26 protein-coding genes and 1 pseudogene are annotated in these 22,342 nt (G+C 48.2%); 24 read left to right on the top strand and 3 right to left on the bottom strand.

The annotated features are described in order from the left end of the window. Positions 1–3: 3 nt before the first annotated feature. The 24 genes from BN1360_RS23450 (at position 4) to BN1360_RS23335 (ending at position 18,851) form a co-directional block, all read left to right on the top strand. Complete coding sequence (locus BN1360_RS23450) at positions 4–210, top strand: YqzN/YkzM domain-containing protein (RefSeq protein WP_068782246.1); 207 nt, start codon at positions 4–6, stop codon at positions 208–210. A 1-nt stretch (position 211) separates the two neighbouring features. Continuing rightward, positions 212–1,675, top strand: a complete 1,464-nt coding sequence (locus BN1360_RS23445) for a phage tail sheath subtilisin-like domain-containing protein (RefSeq protein ID WP_068782245.1) — start codon at positions 212–214, stop codon at positions 1,673–1,675. Positions 1,676–1,699: 24 nt separating this feature from the next. Next, positions 1,700–2,116 carry a phage tail tube protein gene (locus BN1360_RS23440; RefSeq protein WP_068782244.1) on the top strand — a complete coding sequence of 139 codons (417 nt, stop codon included), beginning with the start codon at positions 1,700–1,702 and terminating at the stop codon, positions 2,114–2,116. Positions 2,117–2,171: 55 nt separating this feature from the next. Continuing rightward, positions 2,172–2,633, top strand: a complete 462-nt coding sequence (locus BN1360_RS23435; RefSeq protein ID WP_068782243.1) for a phage tail assembly chaperone — start codon at positions 2,172–2,174, stop codon at positions 2,631–2,633. Between the two features lie 199 nt (positions 2,634–2,832). Then, positions 2,833–4,446 carry a hypothetical protein gene (locus BN1360_RS23430; protein WP_068782242.1) on the top strand — a complete coding sequence of 538 codons (1,614 nt, stop codon included), beginning with the start codon at positions 2,833–2,835 and terminating at the stop codon, positions 4,444–4,446. A gap of 14 nt (positions 4,447–4,460) precedes the next feature. After that, complete coding sequence (locus BN1360_RS23425) at positions 4,461–5,093, top strand: LysM peptidoglycan-binding domain-containing protein (RefSeq protein WP_068782241.1); 633 nt, start codon at positions 4,461–4,463, stop codon at positions 5,091–5,093. Then, a complete protein-coding gene (locus tag BN1360_RS23420; protein ID WP_068782240.1) occupies positions 5,093–6,070 on the top strand; it encodes an XkdQ/YqbQ family protein in 978 nt (325 codons plus the stop codon). Before BN1360_RS23425 ends, BN1360_RS23420 begins: the two co-directional genes overlap by 1 nt. After that, positions 6,060–6,437: a hypothetical protein gene (locus BN1360_RS23415; protein ID WP_068782239.1), complete on the top strand. Its 378-nt coding sequence runs from the start codon at positions 6,060–6,062 to the stop codon at positions 6,435–6,437. The genes BN1360_RS23420 and BN1360_RS23415 overlap by 11 nt, the downstream gene beginning before the upstream one ends. Further along, positions 6,430–6,885 (top strand): DUF2634 domain-containing protein, encoded by a 456-nt coding sequence (locus tag BN1360_RS23410; RefSeq protein ID WP_068782238.1) that lies wholly within the window; start codon positions 6,430–6,432, stop codon positions 6,883–6,885. The genes BN1360_RS23415 and BN1360_RS23410 overlap by 8 nt, the downstream gene beginning before the upstream one ends. Next, entirely contained in the window at positions 6,885–8,003 is a 1,119-nt protein-coding gene (locus tag BN1360_RS23405; protein WP_068782237.1) for a baseplate J/gp47 family protein, read from the top strand. The genes BN1360_RS23410 and BN1360_RS23405 overlap by 1 nt, the downstream gene beginning before the upstream one ends. Then, positions 7,996–8,583: a YmfQ family protein gene (locus tag BN1360_RS23400; protein WP_068782549.1), complete on the top strand. Its 588-nt coding sequence runs from the start codon at positions 7,996–7,998 to the stop codon at positions 8,581–8,583. The genes BN1360_RS23405 and BN1360_RS23400 overlap by 8 nt, the downstream gene beginning before the upstream one ends. Then, positions 8,573–9,811, top strand: a complete 1,239-nt coding sequence (locus BN1360_RS26100) for a phage tail protein (protein WP_068782236.1) — start codon at positions 8,573–8,575, stop codon at positions 9,809–9,811. Before BN1360_RS23400 ends, BN1360_RS26100 begins: the two co-directional genes overlap by 11 nt. A 39-nt stretch (positions 9,812–9,850) precedes the next feature. Further along, positions 9,851–10,459, top strand: a complete 609-nt coding sequence (locus tag BN1360_RS23390; protein ID WP_068782235.1) for a tail fiber protein — start codon at positions 9,851–9,853, stop codon at positions 10,457–10,459. A 19-nt stretch (positions 10,460–10,478) separates the two neighbouring features. Then, complete coding sequence (locus BN1360_RS23385) at positions 10,479–10,880, top strand: hypothetical protein (protein WP_068782234.1); 402 nt, start codon at positions 10,479–10,481, stop codon at positions 10,878–10,880. 6 nt (positions 10,881–10,886) lie between these two features. Then, on the top strand, positions 10,887–11,027 hold the full coding sequence (locus BN1360_RS23380) for a hypothetical protein (protein ID WP_195714300.1): 141 nt from the start codon (positions 10,887–10,889) through the stop codon (positions 11,025–11,027). Between the two features lie 136 nt (positions 11,028–11,163). After that, complete coding sequence (locus tag BN1360_RS23375) at positions 11,164–11,622, top strand: hypothetical protein (protein WP_148466637.1); 459 nt, start codon at positions 11,164–11,166, stop codon at positions 11,620–11,622. A gap of 94 nt (positions 11,623–11,716) precedes the next feature. Then, positions 11,717–11,977: a hemolysin XhlA family protein gene (locus tag BN1360_RS23370; protein ID WP_068782232.1), complete on the top strand. Its 261-nt coding sequence runs from the start codon at positions 11,717–11,719 to the stop codon at positions 11,975–11,977. Positions 11,978–12,032: 55 nt separating this feature from the next. Then, a complete protein-coding gene (locus tag BN1360_RS23365; RefSeq protein ID WP_068782231.1) occupies positions 12,033–12,941 on the top strand; it encodes a glycoside hydrolase family 25 protein in 909 nt (302 codons plus the stop codon). 1 nt (position 12,942) lies between these two features. Continuing rightward, positions 12,943–13,164 (top strand): phage holin, encoded by a 222-nt coding sequence (locus BN1360_RS23360; protein WP_068782230.1) that lies wholly within the window; start codon positions 12,943–12,945, stop codon positions 13,162–13,164. 936 nt (positions 13,165–14,100) lie between these two features. Next, the gene (locus tag BN1360_RS23355) at positions 14,101–15,291 is read left to right on the top strand and encodes an amidohydrolase/deacetylase family metallohydrolase (protein ID WP_068782228.1); all 1,191 of its coding nucleotides are present in this window, start codon (positions 14,101–14,103) and stop codon (positions 15,289–15,291) included. After that, positions 15,257–16,360 (top strand): DgaE family pyridoxal phosphate-dependent ammonia lyase, encoded by a 1,104-nt coding sequence (locus BN1360_RS23350; protein ID WP_068782227.1) that lies wholly within the window; start codon positions 15,257–15,259, stop codon positions 16,358–16,360. Before BN1360_RS23355 ends, BN1360_RS23350 begins: the two co-directional genes overlap by 35 nt. A gap of 1 nt (position 16,361) precedes the next feature. Further along, positions 16,362–17,117 carry a 2-dehydro-3-deoxy-phosphogluconate aldolase gene (dagF, locus tag BN1360_RS23345; protein ID WP_068782226.1) on the top strand — a complete coding sequence of 252 codons (756 nt, stop codon included), beginning with the start codon at positions 16,362–16,364 and terminating at the stop codon, positions 17,115–17,117. Continuing rightward, entirely contained in the window at positions 17,110–18,126 is a 1,017-nt protein-coding gene (locus tag BN1360_RS23340) for a sugar kinase (protein ID WP_068782225.1), read from the top strand. The genes dagF and BN1360_RS23340 overlap by 8 nt, the downstream gene beginning before the upstream one ends. Positions 18,127–18,137: 11 nt before the next feature. Beyond that, positions 18,138–18,851: a GntR family transcriptional regulator gene (locus tag BN1360_RS23335; protein WP_068782224.1), complete on the top strand. Its 714-nt coding sequence runs from the start codon at positions 18,138–18,140 to the stop codon at positions 18,849–18,851. Between the two features lie 1,470 nt (positions 18,852–20,321). On the opposite strand, the gene BN1360_RS23330 is transcribed toward BN1360_RS23335, so the two are convergent. The 3 genes and pseudogenes from BN1360_RS23330 to BN1360_RS23320 all read right to left on the bottom strand — a co-directional run bounded on the left by BN1360_RS23330 (position 20,322) and on the right by BN1360_RS23320 (position 22,307). Continuing rightward, the gene (locus BN1360_RS23330) at positions 20,322–20,522 is read right to left on the bottom strand and encodes a hypothetical protein (protein WP_068782223.1); all 201 of its coding nucleotides are present in this window, start codon (positions 20,520–20,522) and stop codon (positions 20,322–20,324) included. Positions 20,523–20,548: 26 nt separating this feature from the next. Continuing rightward, a complete protein-coding gene (locus tag BN1360_RS23325) occupies positions 20,549–21,400 on the bottom strand; it encodes an AraC family transcriptional regulator (RefSeq protein ID WP_068782548.1) in 852 nt (283 codons plus the stop codon). Between the two features lie 124 nt (positions 21,401–21,524). Next, positions 21,525–22,307 (bottom strand): annotated as a pseudogene (locus BN1360_RS23320) (VanW family protein). Positions 22,308–22,342: the final 35 nt, after the last annotated feature.

Genomic DNA, 22,342 nt, shown 5'->3' with positions numbered 1-22,342 from the left:
CACTTGTTATTCAAAAAAAGAATCGCACAGCCCAAAGAGACATCCTCGCCGCTGTATTCACTGCAAGAGATGCTGGAGAATGCAGAGGCCATCCTTGGCGTGAAGCCAGAGGTATTGGTTGGGGCCACAGCAAACATGGAGCAGGATGCATTTCATATTAAAGAAGCTGAAGAGCTTGTCCAACAATTTTTAAGGAAGAAGGTGCTGTAACATGGCAGGAGGAACTTGGAATTTAACGAATCAACCGGTTTTGCCCGGTTTGTATATGAATTTTGTGAGTGCGGCCGGAACGGCGATTCAATCTGGAGCACGTGGGGTTGTCGTCGCCCCAGTCAAATCGCATTGGGGGCCAATCGGCCAATTTGTTGAGGTAAATAGTGAAATGGTGATCCGGGAGATGTTTACTGACAACGAGACAGATGGAGCAACAGCATTCTCCACTTTATATCTTGCGCTGCTCGGCGGACCGAACAAGCTGCTGGCTTATCGTCTGGCAGACAGTTCAGCGGCAGAAGCCATTATTCATTTAAAAAATACTGAGTCTAGCCCAGCAGATGCAATTACTCTGAAAGCGAAGTACCCTGGCAAGCGTGGCAATGACTTCAAAGTAACGATTCAGCCAAGCCCGGTCATTGCAAATACCAAAGAACTCAAACTGTACGAAGGTGGTAAACTGCTGCGGACGATTGCACTAGGAAGCGGCGAGGCGGCGCAGGCTGCAACTGCTATAAATGAAGACACGGGCAATCAATGGATTGTCGCTGAGAAAATAGCGGAAGGCACGCTCGCGGATGTATCCGGCGAAGCCTTTGCAGGTGGAGAGAGCGGAATCTCAGGCATTACTAATGCCGATTATATTAAGGCTACGGAAGCTTTTGAGACCCAGGACTTCCATTTGCTGACGCTTGACGGTGTCACGGATGCGGCACTTCGGACCAGCGTTGTTGCTTGGGTGAAACGTGTACGTGGCGAGGGCAAAGGAATTATTGCCACACTTGGCGGCACTTCGGCCGAGGATACAGCCAGTGATGCGGTAAATACAGCGATAGCCCGCAGTATGGCCAGCGATTTTGAAGGGATCGTTAACGTGGGTACAGGGGCAAAAATGAACGGCAAAGAATACTCTTCCTCCCAGGTAGCTGCTTGGGTGGCGGGTCTGATTGCCGGTCAGTCCTTGAAGGAGTCAACAACTTATGCTGTTGCGCCGTTTGAGGATGTAACACGTCGCTGGACTCGTTCCGAGCAAGAGCAGGGCGTGCAGAACGGGGTATTTTTGCTGGTGCATGATGGTCGCAAGGTGAAGGTGCTTCGCGGGGTGAACAGTCTGAATACGCTGGGTGAAGGCAAGAACAGAGGCTGGAAGAAGATCCGCAAGATTCGTGTCATTGACCAGATCAACTCAGATCTGCAAAAAACCGCCGAGGATCACTATATCGGTAAAGTGAATAACACGGAAGAAGGTCGTCTCGCTTTGATCAGTGCGGGCAAGCAGTATTTGCAAACCTTAGCTTTGGAAAATGTGATCGAATCCACCGGGTTCGATGTAACTCTGGATCCTCGTTTTTATGGAAGCGGGGCGCAGTTCGTTCCTGAAGACGATCAGGTCTTCCTGGCGTGGACGGCGGATGATACCGATGTCATGGAACAAATTTTCGGAACGTTTTACGTACAATAAATCGATTATTAGGGGGATAACAATATGGCACAATATCTTGATCCAGGCCGCATTATTATGGGGACGTTCGGTCAGATTTTTATTGATGGAGTCTGGCAGTCGAACTTAAATCATCTGGAGGCCAATGTCGAAGCGGACAAGCGGGAACTGAACCTCGTTGGTACGGAATATACCGTATTTAAGTTGGGACGCAAAAAAGGAACCGGCACAATGAGCGGTTACAAAGTAACCTCGGATATGATTACGCGGGGCTTCCAGAAGTTCTCGATCATTAATAAGCTGGATGATCCTGAGGCATATGGCTTTGAACGCATCCAATTGAACGGATGTATGGTCGATAAAATCCAGCTCGCCAACTGGACTGCCGGCGAAGAGGTCGTTGAGGAAACGGCGTTTACGTTTGAGTCCTATGAGTTGCTTGACCCGATTGTTGCATCTTAATTGACGGAGATTGTTATTTTAGCGAAGTTTCATAAAGTAGGGAGGAAGCCCGGTTATGAGTTTGAATGAACAACTGAATGAACAGGAAATTTTGGACGGTCTCTTCGAGACGGCAGCAAATTTGCCGGAAGAGACCGTTTTTATTGGGCGGTTAAGCCTAAGGATTACGCTGCGTGGCCTAACATCCAGCAAGGTGGACGCCATTCGCGAACGCTGTACGATCCGCAAGACGACCAAGGGGCAGATTACAGAAAAGATCGATAGCGAGTTGTTCAACGCGGCGTTGATTAAAGAAGCTACCTCGGCCCTTGAAGTTGTGAAGAAGTTGGACGGCGGCCAGGAGCAGGCCTTGAAGCTGAGCGGATGGGGCGATGATCGCTTGATTAGCCGTTTGAAGCTGTCAGGTGGTGAAGAGGCGGTTCGCCGAATGCTTTTGGCTGGGGAATTGGATGCTGTAGGCGACAAAGTACTCGAAATTTCCGGCTTTGGGATTGATATTGATGATGTAAAAAACTAATAGACTCCGGCGGCATGACAACGCTGCTCTTCCATCTTTGGACGCGGCATAGTCTTCGCCCCGGGGTGTATTGGTCTCTTCCCAAAGGAGAACGCCTGCTGTTAAGAGCCTTCTCGGAGAGGGAGCTGGAGTTGTTGAACTCTTCTCCCTCAACCTGAGGTCTCTATCAGGCGTGTATGAGGAAGAAAGGAGGTGGCTTATGCCTCAGAAGGAAATCGATTTGGTCATTAACGACCGCGATATCGAACAGGCTGAGAAAAAGCTGCGGAGCATGGACAGTTTATTGCAACAGACCCAGCGACGGGCCGCTGTTCTGGGCCAAACAAGAATGACGCCTGTAATCTCTTTGGATGATCGTTTCACTACAAAAGCAAGGTTAATCACACACAGATTGACCTTACTTGACCGGATGAGCGCGAATCCGATAGTTTGGCTGATTGATAATGCATCTGCTGGAATTAACAAAATTCGCAACTCTTTATCACGGTTAACACAACCCCCTTGGCGTGTGACGATCTTAGGACCAAACTGGGATGAGGCTGCCGGTACGTCTTTTGCCGATCTGTTTGGCAATGAATCGCTCTATACAGAGGTGGGCAAGAAGGCGGGAACAACTTATTTTGAGGCGTTCTTATCTGTTCTGGATCCGCTGAGGATTACGGATATTTTAGGCCAATTATCCATGGCGAATGGTGGTCAGGTATCTACTGGAGATCAAGGGTCTGGATCGGACGGAGGCGGCTGGAAAGAAGGGACCTTGGATTTTGTAAAAGAAGTAGCTGCCGGTATTCTGGTTGACATACTGTCAAAGAAAATTGGTGGGAAAATGAGTGAGTTGGGTGATTTTCTTAGTAAGAAAGTGACACCCGGTAAAGTGAAGGATCCTTTGAAAAGCCCACCAAAGGTTACTTCGGAAATATCTAAAAGTGCATCAAAATCAATTTCCAAAACAACTACAAAAGCAGTCTCAAAGGGAGTTTCTCCTACTGCTAAAGCAGCAGAAGAGTTTGTAAGCACCATTCCTTCACGTCTTGACACATACGGAAGACGCGGAAAATTTTTGTCCAAAACATTACCATTTGCTGGAAAATTGCTTGCTGGCGCAGGAATGCTTCTAACAATTAAGAACACACAAGAATATATGGATAACAGTGGAATGTCGGACCTGGTAAGGAAAGCTCCTAAATTAATATGGGATGATTTGAATACTCCCCCTAGAACAGAAGTTAACGGTAAGCCAGTAGAAGATATGGGGGTTATCAAATATACGATTGAACTTGGTAAAGAAACTTACAACAGAGTGACGAATAAAGAGACTTGGAAGAACACGTACGGTGACGCTCTGAAATCCATGAAGCCTTTTATTTCTCGGGAAAATTTAAGTACCTTATTTTTTGGGGAGGATGTTTCTGATGAGGTAGAAAGAACAAGAGCGGAAAGAGAAAAGAAAAAAGAACAAAGTAATGCAGTTCAAGGAAATACTATAAATGATTCCACATCAAAAAGTATAAATGAAACTCTTAATAAGATTGGGTATATCAATCCGATAGAACGGATTAATCAAATCATTAAGGGTACTAAATTCATAAATTCTGACTCTTCAATTCAATTTCCTACTAATCAATCAGCAGTGTCTGGAATAAATTCGAACAATATCAAACAAGAGGTGGACCATTCCGTTAACGTCTCAGTTACACCTGGCGCCATCAATCTCACAGTCCAAAAAGACGAGATCAACTACGAAGATATTGCTCAAAAAACAGGCAGCTTGATTGCTAATCAGGTTCGTTTTGCAATGATGAATATGAGTTAAAGGAGGGATGAGCGGTGGAAATCCACTTGATCGATTCGGCGGGTAAGGATTTTTATTTTCCGGTGAATCCTGAAGAGATTACGATTACCCGGGGAAACGCCCTGGATACAGTGAATATTGTGGCGCTTGGGGAATTTGATTTTCCGGTCGGAGAGAGGGTGAAGGAAATCGCCTTCTCTTCTTTTTTTCCGGCAGCCTATGATCCAGGTTACTGTAATTATGAGAACTTGCCTGATCCGCAGATGGCCATGAATCAAATCACCTCGATGATAAATAGTAAACGGCCGGTCCGGCTGATCATTTCCGATACGGCGGTCAATGTGCTGGTTATGCTATCGGCTCACAACAGCACGTTCAAAGGCGGCGAGCCAGGAGATGTTTATTTTGAGATTACGGCCCGTACCTGGCAGGAAATGAAGGTACACAATTCTGCGGCAGCTCAAGCTAAAAGCGGTTCATCCAATCGAAGCGATACGAAGCAGGCGGCCAAGACCTACACGGTGAAGTCTGGAGATACCCTCTCTAAAATCGCCAAGCTTGAGTTAGGGAGCAGCGCAAAATGGCAGGCAATCTATAAAGCTAACGCTAAAACGATCGGTAAAGATCCGAACAAAATAAGGCCGGGACAAAAGCTGGTGCTGCCATGATGAGCTATGAGGTTGTGCTGCGGAATAAATATTATTTGAGTGGGCTGATTGAGAGCATATCCTTGACTGATTCGCTGGATATGATCGCTTACCAAGGAACGCTTAACATGAAAATTCCTGCCGACTTTCCCGGAATTGAACCTGGGCAGGAGATCAGGGTGAGCGGGACCCCGTTTGGGGGTTCAAGCAAAGTATATTTGCTTCATCCTGGTGTGGTCTGGGAATGCTCAAGCAGTGTTGATCAGAGCAAGCATATGAGGGTGAGCTTCTACGATAGAACGATATATTTGGCACGTTCGGAGGACGAATGTCTTTTCTCGGCGGGAGGAACGGCTACCCAGCGTCTCAAGAAATATGCTGCTGATTGGAATATTAAACTGGCCCCCTCCCTTCCCGATACGAAGCAAAGATTAAAGAAAGCTGTTTACCGTGCACAGACGATTTACAACATGATTATGTCTGATTTGAAGGAAACCGTAAAAGCCGGTGGTGACATGTACATCCCACGGATGACACCTTCAGGTCTCGGTCTGTTTAAGATCGGAAGCAATGAAACGGTTTGGGTGCTGGGAGGAATCGAGTCATCTACCCAAAACCGTACCTTGGAAGAGACAGTCACCAAGGTGAAAGTGCTTGGGACAGCGGATGGTAAGGAAGATGCACCTTCCAAGGTATTAGCTATCGCTGCAGGAGAAACGGCGAAGTATGGGGTTCTTCAGCGGATCGTTCACGATGATGATGTCAAATCGGTAGAGGCCGCCAAGAAATTGGCTCAATCCAAGCTGACAGGCATCGGGGAAACCTACACCGTTCAGTGCATAGATTTGAATACCATACGTGCTGGAGACAGGGTAAGCTGGGGCGGTCAGCAGTTGATCGTAACGGGCGTAACGCACGATCTTGGGAATCCGGGCCATATGACACTGGACTTAACGACCTTGGCGGATGTAAAAAGGAGGTATTTTCTTGACAGTTGATCCTTATACAGCACTTGCTGTTGCTTTTCGTGATAATGCGATGAAGAAGGCCAGCGAGGTTCTTTCTGGTCTTGCAACGGATCTTGGGACGTTAACGTCAACTGGACTTAAGCTCGATCAGTTTAAGCATGAGATCAAGGATTATTATGTTGCTGAGTTTCCCGGAACTTTGAGATTACCTGAACTGGAACTGACCGGGACGACCACCCTGGGCGAAGGGGAGGGAAAGTTTTTATTTCAAGCCTCGGAGACGAAGGAAGTATCGCTAACCTTGAAATACGCCCCAGGGGACCGGGTGCTGGCCCTGCCGATTAACGGCGGCAATGATGCGATTATACTTTGTAAGGTGGTGAGCGGGGGTGGCTAATCTTTTTCCGGAAAGTATGGAGCAATCCTGGGATGATTCCGGGAATCCGGAGTTGTTGGAAGACGGGGTAAGTCTAGGCCGGAGCTGGCGCTTCGACTTTGATGCCGGGGAATTCGTAATGACGCCTACGCGAAAAATAGCTCAGGTAGATGGGATGGACGCTTGGGTGATGTGGTGCCAGAAGGCGATTCGCACCCCGCGATACAGGCATCTGATCTACTCTCGCCAGTATGGGCAGGAGTTGGATGAATTGATCGGTAGAGGTTACAGCCGAGCCGTACAAGAAAGCGAAATCCAGCGGATGGTGACGGAGACATTAATGGTTGATCCCCGTACGTTGAGTGTGGATGGTTTTACGTTTAGCTGGCAGGAAGACGGATGTCGTTTCTCTTGTCAGATCAGAAATGTACATGATGAGCAGTTCACTTTAGAAGGGAGTGTGAGCTGATGGCAGAGCTGCCGCTTTTTTTACAGGAACAAACAGAGGATGAGATTATGCAGCGTATGCTGGAACGGGTGCCCGCAGATATTGATAAATCCGAGGGTTCTTTTATTTGGGACTCGCAAGCTCCGGTTGCTTTTGTGTTAGCCGATGCCGCAGTTTGGGGGCAGCAAGTGCTGCAGCGCGGCTTCGCGAGCACGACTTACGGTGAGTATCTGGATCTGCGAGTCGCGGAGCATGGGCTTACCCGGCGTGCTGCGGTTGCAGCGATAGGCAAGGTCATGTTCTCGGGGACACCGGGAACGACTGTGCCGACGGGAACTGTTGTGGCAACTCCGGCAGATGAGATTACAGATGAGGCATCGATTGAATACAAGACGTTGGAAGCTGTTGCTCTGGGAACGGATGGATCTGGTATTGTTCCTATCAGGGCGCTGGTCGCTGGCCGAAGCGGTAATGTGCCTGCGGGTGTTATTAATGTAATGTCAACGTCAATCAGCGGGATCACGGCAGTGATCAATCCCAATGAAACTACGGGCGGTACAGATGTTGAGTCAGATGAATTGCTTCTGGAGCGGTTCTATGCGCAGGTTCGAAACCAAGGAACCAGCGGTAATAAGGCGCAATATATGAAATGGGCCGGGGAAGTCGCGGGTGTTGGCGGCGTTCAGGTAATTCCGTTGTGGAATGGACCAGGTACGGTTGGAATTTATTTGCTCGATGCCGATAAACGTGCGGCAAATGCAGAAATAATTGCTGCTGCGCAGAAGCATATCGATCCGACCATGGATGGCCAGGGGGAAGGTGTTGCGCCTGCCGGGCCTGTGGTTACAGTTATGGGGGCGAAAGAGGTCCCCATTGAAATTTCGGTGCAATTGACACTTGCGGCTGGTTCAACGATGGAAGAAGTCAGGGGTTATATCGAGGATGGAGTTCGTGCTTATTTGAAGCAGTTAGCTTTTACGGATACGTTGGTTCGTTATACACGTATAGCTGCCGTATTACTGGATCTTCCGTCCATTGTGGATTATACGAACCTGACCGTTAATGGGAAGGATAACGCAAATATGGAAATCTCACCGGGACAGGTTGCCGTTCTGGGGACGGTGAATGTTTATGAGTAGCTTTCAGCATTTTCAAATAATAAGCCCTAAGGGACGAGAGATGTTCTCTTATCTACCGGGATACTATGAGAGCTCCCGGATTATGCAGTCTGATATGAACAGTAAGGGCGTTGAACTGGATGAATTATATAAAGCACTGGATGAGACGCTGAATCAGTTCTATGTGCGGACGGCTACCTGGGGATTGGACCGATGGGAGGAAGAGCTCGGATTGACAACGGAGCTGGCTAAGCCGATTGAGCAGCGTCGTGCTTTGGTGGAATCCAAGCTGCGTGGGGCTGGGCAATTCTCCGGACGGCTCGTGAAGAATGTAGCTGAAGCTTACGATGGTGGAACCGTGGATGTATCATTTCAGCCTGCTGAGTGGAGCTTCACGATTAAGTTTGTGGACACCATCGGCGTCCCACCTAACCTGGATGATCTGAAGATGGTCATCGAGGGGATTAAGCCGGCTCATTTGAAGGTGGAATATGAATTCAGCTATTTATTGCTTCGGGACATTCATGGAGCAATGACGCTCAATCAAATGGAGCAGATACCCTTAAGTAAATTTGCAGGAGGTGGTCCGGTTGGCCAGTAATACACCTAATCTTAATTTATTGAAAAAAGATCCTATGATCGATGGGGACGATACATTTAATATAAAGACCATGCTTAATGACAATTGGGACAAGATCGATGCCGCCATGGGCCAGGTCGATATTCCTGATGCTTCGCTAACCGTCAAAGGTAAAGTCCAGCTCTCCAGTGCAACGGACAGCGAAGCCGAAAATCAGGCGGCGACGCCGAAGGCAATCAAAGATGCGGCCCTTCAGGCGAAATCCTACACGGATCAGCAGATCAGCCTGGTCACGGAGACAGGCATCCCGAAGCTGGTCAGCTACCCGCTGCTGGTGACGGCCACAGCGGATAATCAGAAGGTGTTCGAGATTCCGCTCGATCTATTCGACGCGAACACAGACACCTTGCTAGTAGCGATTAACCGGGCAGTCTTGGACGCTACGCAGTACACCCTGACCAATACCGTCCGCGATGGAGCCGGGAAGGTTACGCAGCGGGCAAAACTCAATCTTCTATCGGGCGTGGCGGCTGCATCTGAGGTGACAATGGTCGTTTTTAAAAATGTTCCGATTGGTTCAGACGGTGCGATCAATGGGGCGGTGCTTGCTACAGGCAGCATACCTATCAACCGGGTAGACGGACTACAGGGTCAGCTTGACCAGGCTTTTCAAGCTGGCAATAAGCGTAAATCAGAAGTGGTTGCCGCGCTTGTTGCCCTGGGTATATCGGCAGCCACTTCAGACAGTTGGGATTCGTTAGTAGCTAAGCTAAACGGGATCATCAATCGTGGAGCTGGTGGCACCGTTACGCCAGGAACAACCAACCAGACTAAAGCAGCAGGGTACTATAGCAGTGCAATAACGATCTTGGGAGATGCCGACCTTGTACCAGGAAACATAAAAACCGGAGTTAATATATTCGGTGTTATTGGGAGCTTGATAGAGGGGAAACCCTTTGCGAGCGGGAAGATTACCACAGGCTCTGGATATTCTCCATCATTCACTATCACGGGGCTAACCTTTAGGCCAAGAGTTGTAGCGTTCTGGAGAACCCAGGATGCTGCTGATGGGGAGAAAATGGCTATTGTTGGTGACACCGAATTTACAGGAGCTGCGTTTACGGTTGGCAAGGTGACAAGTTATGTCGCTTCTAAGACTTTTTCAAATAGCGGGATGACTGCACAATTTAATATAGGTAACACTACCATGTCTTCCTTAGAATTTAGTTTTATTGCCGTTGGGTGGTAAGCATCTATAACATCGTCAATAGAAAGGAGTTGAACACATATGGCTAAGGGAATCACCTTACAAGAGCTTGATACAGCAGTAATGCAGACAATTACAGAACTGATTGATCAAAAGATAGCTGAAATCCCTACTGCAACAACAGCAAGAAAAGGCATTGTGCAACTAACTAATGCTGTAAATACTACATCATCAGTCTTGGCAGCTACAGCTACCGCTGTAAAAAAAGCGTACGATAGAGCTGATGAGGCTTTTCAATCAGCCAGTGATGGTAAAAATGCGGTCGCTGCCGCTATTACTGGCAAAGGAGTACCAGCGTCAGGCAGCGATACATTTGCGCAATTGGCGGCCAAGATAGGGCAAATAGAGATAGGTAGAAAATATGCTACAGGCCGCACTAGGTGGGCTAATGATGCTGTAACTGTTACTGGCTTAGCATTTACACCCAATATAGTTGCTTATTATTATGAAGACTCATTCTATGGCGTTACGTTACGTAATACCGTTTTAGGGAAACCTATTCAATTTAATAAATACGCTAGCAGTATTGAAATTGATTACAACAGGATCACGCTAAATGATTCGGGTTTTTACATCAGTATATCGAGTAATTTTAATGCTGTTTATCCTTATTGGATAGCAATAGAGTGATAAAGGAGGTCAGAGAAAGATGAACATTTTGCAAATTGGCCATAAATTATATTTTGACAGGGTGAATGGAAATGTATTAGTTGACACCGGAGAGCGTTCTGGCTTTGTGCGAGAAACCACACAAGAAGAGGACTTTGCAGCATATGAAGCGCTTGCCGAGCGAGTGCCAGATACGGTAGGCTGCTTGCAACTAGAGTATGGACAATATTCACGGGACTTTGCTGAGTGCAATAGTTATCGGGTTAATCTGGATACTTTAGAGTTAGAGTTCAGCTATCCAGACCCTGGCGAGACGGAGCCAACGGAGCCAGTATATCGCAAGCCGTTAAGCATCGAGGTGGACGAGCTGAAGGCATCCGACATCGAGAACAAGCAAGCAATCGCAGAACTAACTATGATGATTGCAGCCGATGGGAGGTGATGGACGATGACATTTGATAAGAACAGCGGATTGGTTAAGGTTTGGGTCAGCCTGGTAATGGTAGGAACATATAAGATTGAACAAGTGCCAGCTCTATATAATCTTAAGACAGTAGTAGCAGAAGTAATCAACGGAACATCATCTTAAAGCACGCCCACATGGAGCGTGCTATTTTTATGTCAAAAAATCAACTAAATAGAGTAATTAATTTACAACATTTAGGAGATCTGTGTATAATAGAGTCGAATCGGCCGATTCTAAAAATCCTGAAGGGTGGAAGACCATGAAACTCAAAAAGGTTTTAGCGGTTCTTTTTGCTTGTGTGATGGTACTAACAATGTCATCATCTGTTTTTGCTGCTGATGTGCAACCACGAGCAGCGGGTATAGGGGACACAAAAGATAGTGCAATTTCTCTACTTTCTATGTCTCAGGATCATACATTGTACTTATCAAATGCTCAGGACCAAGACTGGTTTAAATGGACTAACAATACTGGGGCAGGTAAATTGGTTTCCGCATTTGTTATGCCTAGTGGAAACCAGTGTATTTTTAGAGTAGGAATGCAGATCAAATATGCAGATGGTAAAGAGTCGAGTGTTTTCTATGGGGCAATTCCAAATCCTGGAAGCGGTACGCATTTATATCGTGTTTATGTCCCTGAAGGAGCTACAGCTTATATAGTAATTGATTCGACTTATTATGCAATGGAACAGTATCAATTTCTTTTCCGTGCAGAATAATAAATAGTTTTTAAAGGAGGCACCTCTAAATGGGGTGCTTTTCTTTTCGCCCCCGCCCACCCGGGGGCATTTCTTTTGAAAGGGGGAAAGGGGGATGGACGGGGTGCAAACTGAGGTGCTTCAGCGGATTACGAGAGTGGAGACGAAGGTGGACAATATGGACGATAAGCTGGATCGGGCGATTGCGGCTAATGAGACGGCGGTAGAGGCGTTATCCTCGGCGCGGTCGGCTCACCATCGGCTGGACAAGATTGAAGATGCCCAGAAGTGGCTCTGGCGCACCATTGCGGCGTCGATCATTACGATTGTCGTCGGAGCTATTTTAACAGTGATTAAATTGCAGGGCGGGGCGTGAGTACAAGCCGATTACCACCAACCTAGCATATTTTACAGTAAAGGAAGTGATAGCGATGCAGACAAGAAAACAAGGCAACGCCCAAGGTATCGACGTCTCCCACTGGCAAGGCAAGATCGATTGGACGAAGGTAGCGGCGAGTGGAATATCATTCGTTTTTATTAAGGCTACCCAAAACGGTGTGGATGAAAAGTTTATCGAAAACGCCCGAGGAGCAAAAGCCGCAGGATTGATGATTGGTGCCTATCATTACCTGGACAATTCCGTGATGACAGAAGCTGCGGCAAAATCGGCAGCGCAAGTGTTCTACAATGCGATTCAGTCGGCGGGAGTAAAACTCGATCTTCCTCCAGTACTTGATTACGAATCGAAATCCGGTAGTTTAAGCGTGGCGGGAGCTACTGCAGTTGCAAAGGCTTTTCTCAATGAAATCGGGCGATTGACTGGAGTTACTCCGATGCTCTACACCTATCCGGCGTTCATTGGCAATTTCAGTGGACTAAGCCAATACCCGCTTTGGATTGCACGATACAGCACTCAGGCGCCTGTTGACGCATCCGGTTGGACTCGCTGGACGTTCTGGCAATATAGCGATGGCCAAAGTGGAGGTACATTGCCAAATGGTTCGAGAATCGTGGGCGGAATTAACGGACAGGTGGATTTGAATGAATTTGATGGTACCGAGGCCGAATTGAGAAATAAATACGGTTCTAAAAAGGAGGAGCCGAAAGTGGGCGAACGCGATGTGAATCAAGTCAGTGATTGGGCTGCAAAAGACTGGGCAGAAGCCAAGGCGAATGGTTATTTCGATGGAACGAGACCCGGAGCGGCGATAACGAGAGAAGAGACAGCAATCGTGATCAATAGACTAAGAGCGAACTTTCTCAAGCTGATTGCCGGCAGCTCGGCAAGGATTAGTGATCTGGATGAAAGACTGAAACGGATCGAGCAGGGAGGTCAATAATATGATCAAAAAAAGATGGCGCAACTACGCGTTATGGGTGAGTATTGTATCCCAAGTGCTGCTCCTTATTCAGCTTCTGGGACATCTGACGGGACTGTTTGACTTAACCGAAGTGATGAAGCAGGATATTTTGGCCATTACGGATGTTATCCTTGGTCTTCTGGCTACTTTGGGCATTATCTCGAATCCAACCAAGCCCAATAGTGGCGGATATAACTTATAACCCCTCATCAGTTACAGCCACCGGAGAGGACTGAATCAATTGAATACTAGATTAAGAAATCGCCCGTTCAGTCCTGCGATCGGAGGGCGATTTCTTTGTTGCTTTATTTTATTAACATGAACATTACATAGCAGCAAGCCAGCAAAATACCAAACAAACAGATCCACAATACTGCTCTTCCCCAACCCCGGAAGCCATTCTTCGATTTGGGCATGACCAGATGTCCCCTTTCTTGCGTACTTGACCAAAACTCCCTCTAAATTAGTATGCCTGGTTCAAAGGGGACACAGTCATCGTCATACTTTTTTCGAAATTTTCTCACCGGTTCTGCTACTGAGATTCTTAACTGCCCGGAGCTTCATTTTCTAACGAAACGTGGTATCGCTATTAGGGTCGATATAAGCCTATAAAAATTGTAACGAAACACGGTAACGTTATTGGTTTACATAAGTAATTTGAAGGACTCATTTCTCCAAAATAACGATATGGTGTTTCGTTAAAGTTAAATTGCGACTGTTTTTGCTGAAATAGCGATCGGTAGTTTCATTAGAAGTTAGTGATCTATTCTGCTCAACATCAACAGCCATTGTCTTTTTGAGAGGGCCCTTTCCTTTAAAGTTCACCTTCGTGTTCATAAAAAAAACAGCACTTCAAAACATTCACCCAAAAACATTATAACGTTATATTTACTAATCGCTCATTCCGTGTTATCTTAAACATTATAATGTTATGTTGAGGGTTCAAAAAGCACAGTTTTCAGCACTGAGAGGGTTGGATGAAGCTAGGGACTAAGGAGCGGAACGTACATAATGGGTACGTGAGCACCGGAGGGCTCGGGTGAATTCAAGATTCGATGTCGAATAAGCTTTTCAGTGTTACCACATGATCAAAAGTGGACTTTTTGAACTACCTTATATACGAAATGTGGTGAGAAGAATGTATGATAGATTTATTCTCCACAACGTCAAACACGTGGATGGAGAGGAAATCGATATCGTGATTGAGGATGGCAGAATTGTAGGAATTACTCCGGTCGGCCAGGGAATCCAAACACCGAGTCAACCGGATAACGGCGTTACCGCTTCCGATAGACTGGGAGTGCCGAGTCCGAGTCTATCCGTAGACGGCATCACCGTATACGATGGCCAAGGGGACTACGTCTCCAGCGGCTGGATTGATATGCATGTGCATGCTTTTCCGGAGTTCGACCCCTATGGTGACGAGATCGATGAGATCGGTGTGAAGCAGGGCGTTACAACGATTGTCGATGCCGGTAGCTGCGGCGCGGACCGGATCGTTGATCTGGCCCGGAGCAGTCAGGAGGCGATGACCAATCTGTTCGCATTCCTGAACATTTCACGGATCGGCCTAAAAAGGGTTGATGAGCTCTCCAATCTCGAATGGATTGACCGCGGCAAGGTGCTTGCTTCGGTTGATACGCTCTGCGATGTAATCGTTGGCCTGAAGGCGCGGATCAGCAGCAGCGTGGTCGGCGGAAACGGGATTAAGCCGCTGCAAACGGCGCGAAGACTATCCAGCGAGACCGAATTGCCGTTAATGGTACATATCGGCTCGGCTCCTCCGGACATTACGGAGGTAATTCCATTATTAGAGCGAAAAGATATTATTACGCACTATTTAAATGGCAAAAAGAATAATCTGTTCAATGAGCAGGGACAGCCGCTCCAGGTGCTGGTGGACGCGATAGCCCGGGGTGTCCATCTGGATGTGGGCCATGGAACGGCCAGCTTCTCATTTAAGGTGGCTGAAGCGGCCAAACAATTTGGGATTGCGCCAAATACGATCAGCACGGACATCTATCGCGGCAACCGGTTGAACGGTCCGGTGTACAGCATGGCCAATGTGCTGTCCAAATTTTTGCTGCTTGGCTATCCGCTTGAGCAGATTATCGCGGCTGTTACAACGAATGCCGCCGAATGGCTGGGAAGACCGGATCTTGGACGCATTCGCATCGGAGATGCCGCCAACTTAACGCTATTTAGTCTGGAGCAGGAATCCGCCATACTGACCGATTCGGAAGGAGAGCAGCGGACGACGAACCAGTTCATCAAAGCCAAAGGAGTGTATACGAATGGGACATTCATTAAATGCGAAGTACGGGCTTAAGCGCGTTATCAATGCCAGCGGACGCATGAGCATTCTTGGCGTATCTGCGCCAAGCGATACTGTGATGGAGGCGATGAGGCAGGGCGGGCAGAGCTATGTGGAAATCGCTGACCTGGTTGATAAAGCCGGGGATCGCATTGCCGCGATTCTAGGCTCGGAAGCGGCCGTTGTTGTCAATTCTGCGTCCAGCGGGATTGCACTCTCTGTTGCCGGGATTGTCACCAAGGGAGAGCGCCGTCAGAGCGAGCGACTGCATCAGGACCCGATCTATCAGAATGAGATCATTATCCTCAAAGGCCATAACGTTCAATACGGCGCTCCGGTGGAAACGATGGTCTATCTGGGCGGGGGCAAGCTGGTTGAGGTCGGTTACGCCAATGAAGGCCGTGCCGAGCATATTGAGGACGCCATCTCCGAGAAAACGGCAGCTATTTTATATGTAAAATCGCACCATGCTGTACAAAAGAACATGATCTCGGTCGAGGAAGCGTGGGCGGTGGCGCAGCGCAATGGAGTTCCGCTTATTGTGGATGCGGCAGCTGAGGAGGATTTGCAGAAATACGTAAAATGCTCCGATCTGGCTATTTACAGCGGCTCCAAAGCGATCGAGGGTCCGACCTCAGGCATCGTTGCGGGCAGACGTACCTATATCGAATGGGTGAAGGTGCAATTGTCAGGCATCGGTCGCAGCATGAAGGTTGGAAAGGAGACATCCTTTGGCCTGCTGCAGGCGCTGGATGAATATATGGTGAAGGAAGATCGCAGCGAGCAGGAAAAAGAAACCTTGCAGGTTTTAATGCCCCTGAACGAACTGGCCGGTGTGCAAGTGTCAGTCGTACAGGATGAGGCGGGACGGGCTATTTTCCGGGCTAGAGTTCAAATTGATCCGCAGCAAGCTGGCGTAACAGCCAAGGAGGTAGTAGCAGGTCTCATGGATGGAGATATTGCTGTATATACGCGGGATTATGGGGTAAGACAAGGGTATTTTGATATCGATCCGCGCCCGCTGTTAGGGGACGACATCCACGTTATTGAATCCAGAATCCGCGAATTAGCAGGAGGTAAATAAGATGGCTCTAATTGATAAACGTTTCTATAGAGGGCGAGTGGCCCTGAACGTACTGGCAAAGGATATTGCAAATGCGAAGGAAATTTTTGCGGCTGCGGAAGGTTATGTGCTCGTCGGCGTTCTCTCCAAGAACTATTCCTCAGTTGAAGACGCCGTTGAAGCGATGAAACAATACGGCAGTGAGATTGAAGAAGCGGTATCAATCGGTCTGGGAGCCGGGGATAACCGTCAGGCAGCTGTCGTAGCGAAAATAGCGAAGTTTTACCCCGGCAGCCATATCAACCAGGTGTTTCCGGCAGTGGGTGCAACGCGCGCCAATCTTGGAGATAAGGACAGCTGGATCAACAGCCTCGTCTCCCCTTGCGGACAGCCAGGCTTCGTTAATATATCCACGGGACCGATCAGTGCGGCCGCAACTGACCAGGCGATTGTACCAGTGAAAGCGGCGATCGCTTTAGTCAGGGACATGGGGGGGAACGCGCTGAAATACTTCCCGATGCAAGGCCTAAGTCGTGAGGATGAGTATCGTGCGGTGGCTGCGGCCTGTGCTGAAGAGGGTTTCGCACTGGAGCCAACAGGCGGCATTGATATGGACAACTTTGAGCCGATTTTGTCGATTGCTTTGGAAGCCGGAGTTAAGCAGGTCATCCCGCATGTGTACTCATCGATTATCGATAAAGACACGGGTAACACCAATATCGGGCAAGTTCGCGAGTTGACCGCGATTATGAAGAGGCTGGCGGATCAATATGCCTAAGCGGATCGCTGCCTTTGGCGAAGTGATGATGCGGCTTCAAGTGCCGGGATATGATTTGCTATCGCAGGGAAATACACTCAACTATTCTTTTTCCGGGACCGGAGTCAATGTGGTATCCGCGTTGGCCCGCTACGGGCATCAGGGGAAGCTGATTACAAGACTGCCGGAGAATGCGCTTGGAGACGCAGCCGCGGCGTACTTGCGCAAGCTGTGGATTGATACTTCCCTCGTTCAACGTCATGGAAAATACATGGGCCTCTACTTCCTTGAAAATGGATTCGGCGTCAGGCCAAGCCGGGTGACGTATACGAATCGGCTGGAGAGCAGCTTCAATACAGCACCACAGGATGCTTATGATTATGAGGCATTGGCTGCGGAGCTGGATGCGCTGCATTTTTGCGGCATCGCTCTTGCGATGAATGACGGTGTGCGGCAGCATATGAAAGCTCTGGCTAGAGCGGTCAAGCAGCGCGGCGGGACAGTGATTTTTGACTGCAATTACAGGCCTTCCCTGTGGGGAGATAACGGGTACGTTCAGGCCAAGCCGCATTACGAGGAAATGCTCGAGCTGTCGGACATCGTGATGATGAACGAGCAGGATGCCCTCTATACGCTTGGGATGAGTACAGCTCAGGAACGACGTGAAGATCAGCTTGAGGAGCTGCTGCCGCAGGTGTCGGAGCGTTATCAAATCTCTGTGATTGCCGGAACTCATCGATCCATTCATAGCAGTAATGAGCATTCCTTGCGGGGATTTCTTTTGCGCGAAGGTCAATTTACTTATTCGGATATGCTGACTTTTTCCGTCTATGATAGAATAGGGGCGGGAGATGCCTATGCCAGTGGAATCATCCATGGCGAGCTGGAGGGCTTCGCGGCGGAGAAGACCGTTAGGTTTGCCGCAGCCGCAGCGATGCTGGCTCATACGGTATCCGGGGATACGCCGATGGCTTCCGAGCCGGAGGTGCTCCGGGCAATGACGGCATCTGCAGGTGACGTAGAAAGGTAGTTGAACGACAAGTGAGCTTGTCCCGTAAAGATAAACCACTCTATTTGCAAATTAAAAATATAATCAAGGAACGGATTCTGCACGGTGTGTATCCTTTAGGGGAGAATATCCCCTCTGAACCGCAGCTGGAGCAGGAGTTTGCCGTCAGCAAAATTACGGTCCGCAATGCGATCCAGGAGCTGGCCCAGGAAGGTTATGTCGAGAAGGGCAGCGGGCGGGGAACCAAGGTGATCCGCAACAGGGCTGCGTCCAAGCTGTCCAAGTGGAAGCATTTTACGGAGATTCTGGTAGAGCAGGGACATCGTATCGAGAAAAAATGGCTCCGCGCCGAGATCATCCAAAATACGGCGGATAGCGAGTCCTTTCGTCTGTTCGGTGAGCAGTGCCTATGTCTTGAGCGAATCTATTATTTGAACGGCAGCCCTTATATCCACTATACGCATTACTTAACTTTGGAGGCGGGCCCGATCAGTCTGGAGGATCTCAATGCTCAGTCTTTGTACGAGCTGCTGGAGGAACGAGAGTTGTCTCTGGACAAGCTTCGCGATGAGTTTGGAGTTGCTGTACCGCCGGAGCCGGTGCTGCAAGCCTTGCAGCTTACGGCTGGAACCCCTGCCTTGAAGCGGCTGCGTTACTCGTGTGATTCGTTAGAGAGAACCATCGAATACAGCGTAGGCTATTACAATACAGCGCTGCAAAACTATGTAGTGAATTATGAAATGTAACTGGACTTGGCTGCACAAAATAGTGGGCTACCAGGAACAGGCTGTTTCCCGCGGGTAGATCCTGTAGAGAAGCAGCCTGTTTTTATGCGCGAGAGGTGAACGGGAGGTGAATGAGAGATGAGCGATAGGTAAGCGATAGGTGAATAGGTGATCGATAGGTGAATAGGTGAGCGATAGGGAAGCGAGAGATGAACGTACGGAATCATTTGTCGCCTCTAGCTCTAACGGAAATATAAGCTCTTATTAGCAGGGAAATCATGTTTTTGAATTTCTAACGGAAATGAGAGCCTCTATTTGGTCGCAAATGCTCCGTTTTCGTCGCAAAAAGCTAAAATAAGGGATCGGAGTTCCGTTATTTCTGGAAAAGCATTATTTTCTACTAAATAACGAACCTCATTTCCGTTACAAATCTCAGATGGCCTGCCACCAAGTTCCCGTTTCGTTTACCCATAGCTCCCAGCGTGTGGTGTCTGTCGCATGGCAGTCGGATAATCGCATTGCTCTCTCACTTTCTAATTAGTTACTCGTTTGATCTGTTAGAGAGAACCATCGAATACAGCGTAGGCTATTACAATACAGCGCTGCAAAACTATGTAGTGAATTATGAAATGTAACTGGGCTTGGCTGCACAAAATAGTGGGCTACCAGGAACAGGCTGTTTCCCGCGGGTAGATCCTGTAGAGAAGCAGCCTGTTTTTATCCGCGAGAGGTGAACGGGAGGTGAATGAGAGATGAGCGATAGGTAAGCGAGAGATGAATAGGTGATCGATAGGTGAATAGGTGAGCGATAGGGAAGCGAGAGATGAACGTACGGAATCATTTGTCGCCTCTAGCTCTAACGGAAATATAAGCTCTTATTAGCAGGGAAATCATGTTTTTGAATTTCTAACGGAAATGAGAGCCTCTATTTGGCCGCAAATGCTCCGTTTTCGTCGCAAAAAGCTAAAATAAGGGATCGGAGTTCCGTTATTTTTGGAAAAGCATTATTTTCTGCTAAATAACGAACCTCATTTCCGTTAGAAATCTCAGATGGCCTGCCACCGAGTTCCCGTTTCGTTTGCCGTAGCTCCCAGCGTGTGGTTTCCGCCGCATGGCAGTCGGTAAATCGCTTGTTCTCTCACTCTCTAATTAATTATTATAGCCTTATACTGTTTTAAGCAGCTAATTTAGCGGTAATCTTTCAGCTTACCTACTTTGTCGATCTATGCTAACAACAACAGTAGCTTTGAAGCTAATTTATTCTTTATCCTGCGTACATCAACTTTCCCACCAATTACTCTTCAATAGTCCGCCACTCATCGCATCCCGCATCACTCACTGGCCATAGTCAGCCACTCATCGCAGCCCGCAACAGTCACTGCCCATAGTCCGCTATTCATCGCATCCCGCATCAGTCACTGCCCATAGTCCGCTACTCATCGCATCCCGCATCAGTCACTGCCCATAGTCCGCTACTCATCGCATCCCGCATCAGTCACTGCCCATAGTCCGCCACTCATCGCATCCCGCATCAGTCACTGCCCATAGTCCGCTATTCATCACATCCCGCAACAGTTGCTGCCCAATAATGTGCCCTCCATCGCATTTCGCATCTTTTGCACTGTGGGTAACTCCTAACATGCGATGCCCTGATCTGCCTGACAGCAGTCGGTCGACCACAAGTCCAAGCACCGGTCCATACCTCTTCGCTTCACACCTTACCTTCCTCGTTCCTCTTCCCGAAATGCCGATGGCGTTTGGCCGGTGACCTTCTTGAACAGCATCGAGAAATACTTGTCATTACTGTAGCCAACCCGGGCGGCGATTTCGTGAACCGGCGTATCACTGTCCACCAACAGTCGCCTGGCCTCCTCAATCCTGCGGTTAATCAGGTAATTGACGGGGGAGTCGCCGAGATCTTTTTTGAAGCGGTGGGACAGGTAGTGCTGACTGACATAAAGCGTGTCGGCGATATCCTTGAGCGTAATGCTTTGAGTATAGTTTTTATCAATAAATTCCTTGGTCCGCAGGGAAATTTCATTCTTGCCCTTCAGCTTCTGGAACTGATGCTTCACATCGACAATGCGATAGATCAACGTAATCAGCGACATCAACAGGTTATTGCTGAGCGTCTCATAGCCTAGAACCTGCGAGTCGCATTCCTGCAGCATTTCCGACAGATAGCTCTCCACCCGATAAGCGTACTTCTCACAGGAAATGACCGGATCTACGTAAGGGGGGAGCAGCATTCCGTAAGGAACTCCCTCAATATGCAGATTATCCAGACCGCAATAAAATACCTTGAATGGCACCTCGCTCGAAGAACGCTCCTCATGGGGGACGCCGGGGTTATAGATGGCTACATCCCCTTGCTGTAGCACATAGTTTTTTCCACCGATCGAGAACTCTCCGGTCCCTTCCACAATATAGATGATCTCGCAAAAATCATGAATCTGCGGTGGCGCGTAGAAGAAGCTCTCATCCTCAACCTTGCCGGCGAAGAGCAGCTCCGGGACTCTTTTGAAGCGGAAGGTATCGCTTTTTTGGTGGGGAATTTCGATTTTAGGCACAACGGCTCCCTCCCGATAACAATCTAACTTCATTATGCCATAATTCCGGAGCATCTGAAAAAGGGTTAACCCAACCCGCACCCATCTGCCTGGATCATCCACTATGACACATTCTGCTCATCAATTAAGCATTCTCCTGCTTCAAAAAAGGCGGATACATCATCAATGCATAATTCTCTGTCACATACTGATCGTCCACGAGCTCGCCTTCTACATTAAACACCCGCCTGAAAATAAGGTTTTGTCTGACATAACCACCCCATGATTGCTGTGTCATGCTATGTTCTTTTTCATAAATTTCATAGTTGAATTTACTTTCCATAGTGGTGTTCCAGCTCCCGACCAGATGGTCATCGGTCAAATAGACATTCAACTGGTAGGGTTGATCGGTCGGATTGTAAATTTGCAGGTCGAGATAATTGTAAGCGCAGGTAGCGCCGCTGCCAAAGGGCTGATTTCAATTTGAATCGGGGAATACGTCGTAGCTGTGGCGATGTCTCTCTGTAACCTCCAGCGGAGTATGCAAGGTAATCCAGTAAATCAGGTTGGAGAGCTGACATAACCCGCCGCCGATCCCCGGCCGGAAGCTGCCGTAGAACAAGACCATTCCCTCTACGTAACCCTTTCTGCGTGAAGGACGGCCAATCAATTTCCAATAAGAAAATGTCTCGCCAGCCTGGATGACGATACCGTTTACTTTTTGCAGGGCCAGCTTCAGGTTGATAACTTTATTCGTCTGCATCCACATATCTACGTTTTTGAGCTGCCGGATTAGCGGTGTCTGATGCCTGTTCACTTCTATGGGGAGTATAGACGGTTCTTGCTTTGCAGCAAATTTGCTTCGTTCTAAATACCATTTCAAATATCTTCTCCAGCGAAAATAAAATGCTCCAAGGACTAAACGCATCCTAGACCTGGGAATCGGTTTCTTCAATGCAGCTC

It is taken from the genome of Paenibacillus sp. GM2, from assembly GCF_900069005.2.
Lineage (GTDB): Bacteria > Bacillota > Bacilli > Paenibacillales > Paenibacillaceae > Fontibacillus.
This window is presented reverse-complemented; position numbering and strand designations above follow the sequence as displayed.

Bases quoted from the DNA above. Each gene is read 5' to 3' on its own strand.
- BN1360_RS23445 (WP_068782245.1), top strand. From the start codon at position 212: ATGGCAGGAGGAACTTGGAATTTAACGAATCAACCGGTTTTGCCCGGT.
- BN1360_RS23440 (WP_068782244.1), top strand. From the start codon at position 1,700: ATGGCACAATATCTTGATCCAGGCCGCATTATTATGGGGACGTTCGGT.
- BN1360_RS23435 (WP_068782243.1), top strand. From the start codon at position 2,172: ATGAGTTTGAATGAACAACTGAATGAACAGGAAATTTTGGACGGTCTC.
- BN1360_RS23430 (WP_068782242.1), top strand. From the start codon at position 2,833: ATGCCTCAGAAGGAAATCGATTTGGTCATTAACGACCGCGATATCGAA.
- BN1360_RS23420 (WP_068782240.1), top strand. From the start codon at position 5,093: ATGAGCTATGAGGTTGTGCTGCGGAATAAATATTATTTGAGTGGGCTG.
- BN1360_RS23405 (WP_068782237.1), top strand. From the start codon at position 6,885: ATGGCAGAGCTGCCGCTTTTTTTACAGGAACAAACAGAGGATGAGATT.
- BN1360_RS23400 (WP_068782549.1), top strand. From the start codon at position 7,996: ATGAGTAGCTTTCAGCATTTTCAAATAATAAGCCCTAAGGGACGAGAG.
- BN1360_RS23390 (WP_068782235.1), top strand. From the start codon at position 9,851: ATGGCTAAGGGAATCACCTTACAAGAGCTTGATACAGCAGTAATGCAG.
- BN1360_RS23385 (WP_068782234.1), top strand. From the start codon at position 10,479: ATGAACATTTTGCAAATTGGCCATAAATTATATTTTGACAGGGTGAAT.
- BN1360_RS23380 (WP_195714300.1), top strand. From the start codon at position 10,887: ATGACATTTGATAAGAACAGCGGATTGGTTAAGGTTTGGGTCAGCCTG.
- BN1360_RS23375 (WP_148466637.1), top strand. From the start codon at position 11,164: ATGAAACTCAAAAAGGTTTTAGCGGTTCTTTTTGCTTGTGTGATGGTA.
- BN1360_RS23370 (WP_068782232.1), top strand. From the start codon at position 11,717: ATGGACGGGGTGCAAACTGAGGTGCTTCAGCGGATTACGAGAGTGGAG.
- BN1360_RS23365 (WP_068782231.1), top strand. From the start codon at position 12,033: ATGCAGACAAGAAAACAAGGCAACGCCCAAGGTATCGACGTCTCCCAC.
- BN1360_RS23360 (WP_068782230.1), top strand. From the start codon at position 12,943: ATGATCAAAAAAAGATGGCGCAACTACGCGTTATGGGTGAGTATTGTA.
- BN1360_RS23355 (WP_068782228.1), top strand. From the start codon at position 14,101: ATGTATGATAGATTTATTCTCCACAACGTCAAACACGTGGATGGAGAG.
- BN1360_RS23350 (WP_068782227.1), top strand. From the start codon at position 15,257: ATGGGACATTCATTAAATGCGAAGTACGGGCTTAAGCGCGTTATCAAT.
- dagF (WP_068782226.1), top strand. From the start codon at position 16,362: ATGGCTCTAATTGATAAACGTTTCTATAGAGGGCGAGTGGCCCTGAAC.
- BN1360_RS23340 (WP_068782225.1), top strand. From the start codon at position 17,110: ATGCCTAAGCGGATCGCTGCCTTTGGCGAAGTGATGATGCGGCTTCAA.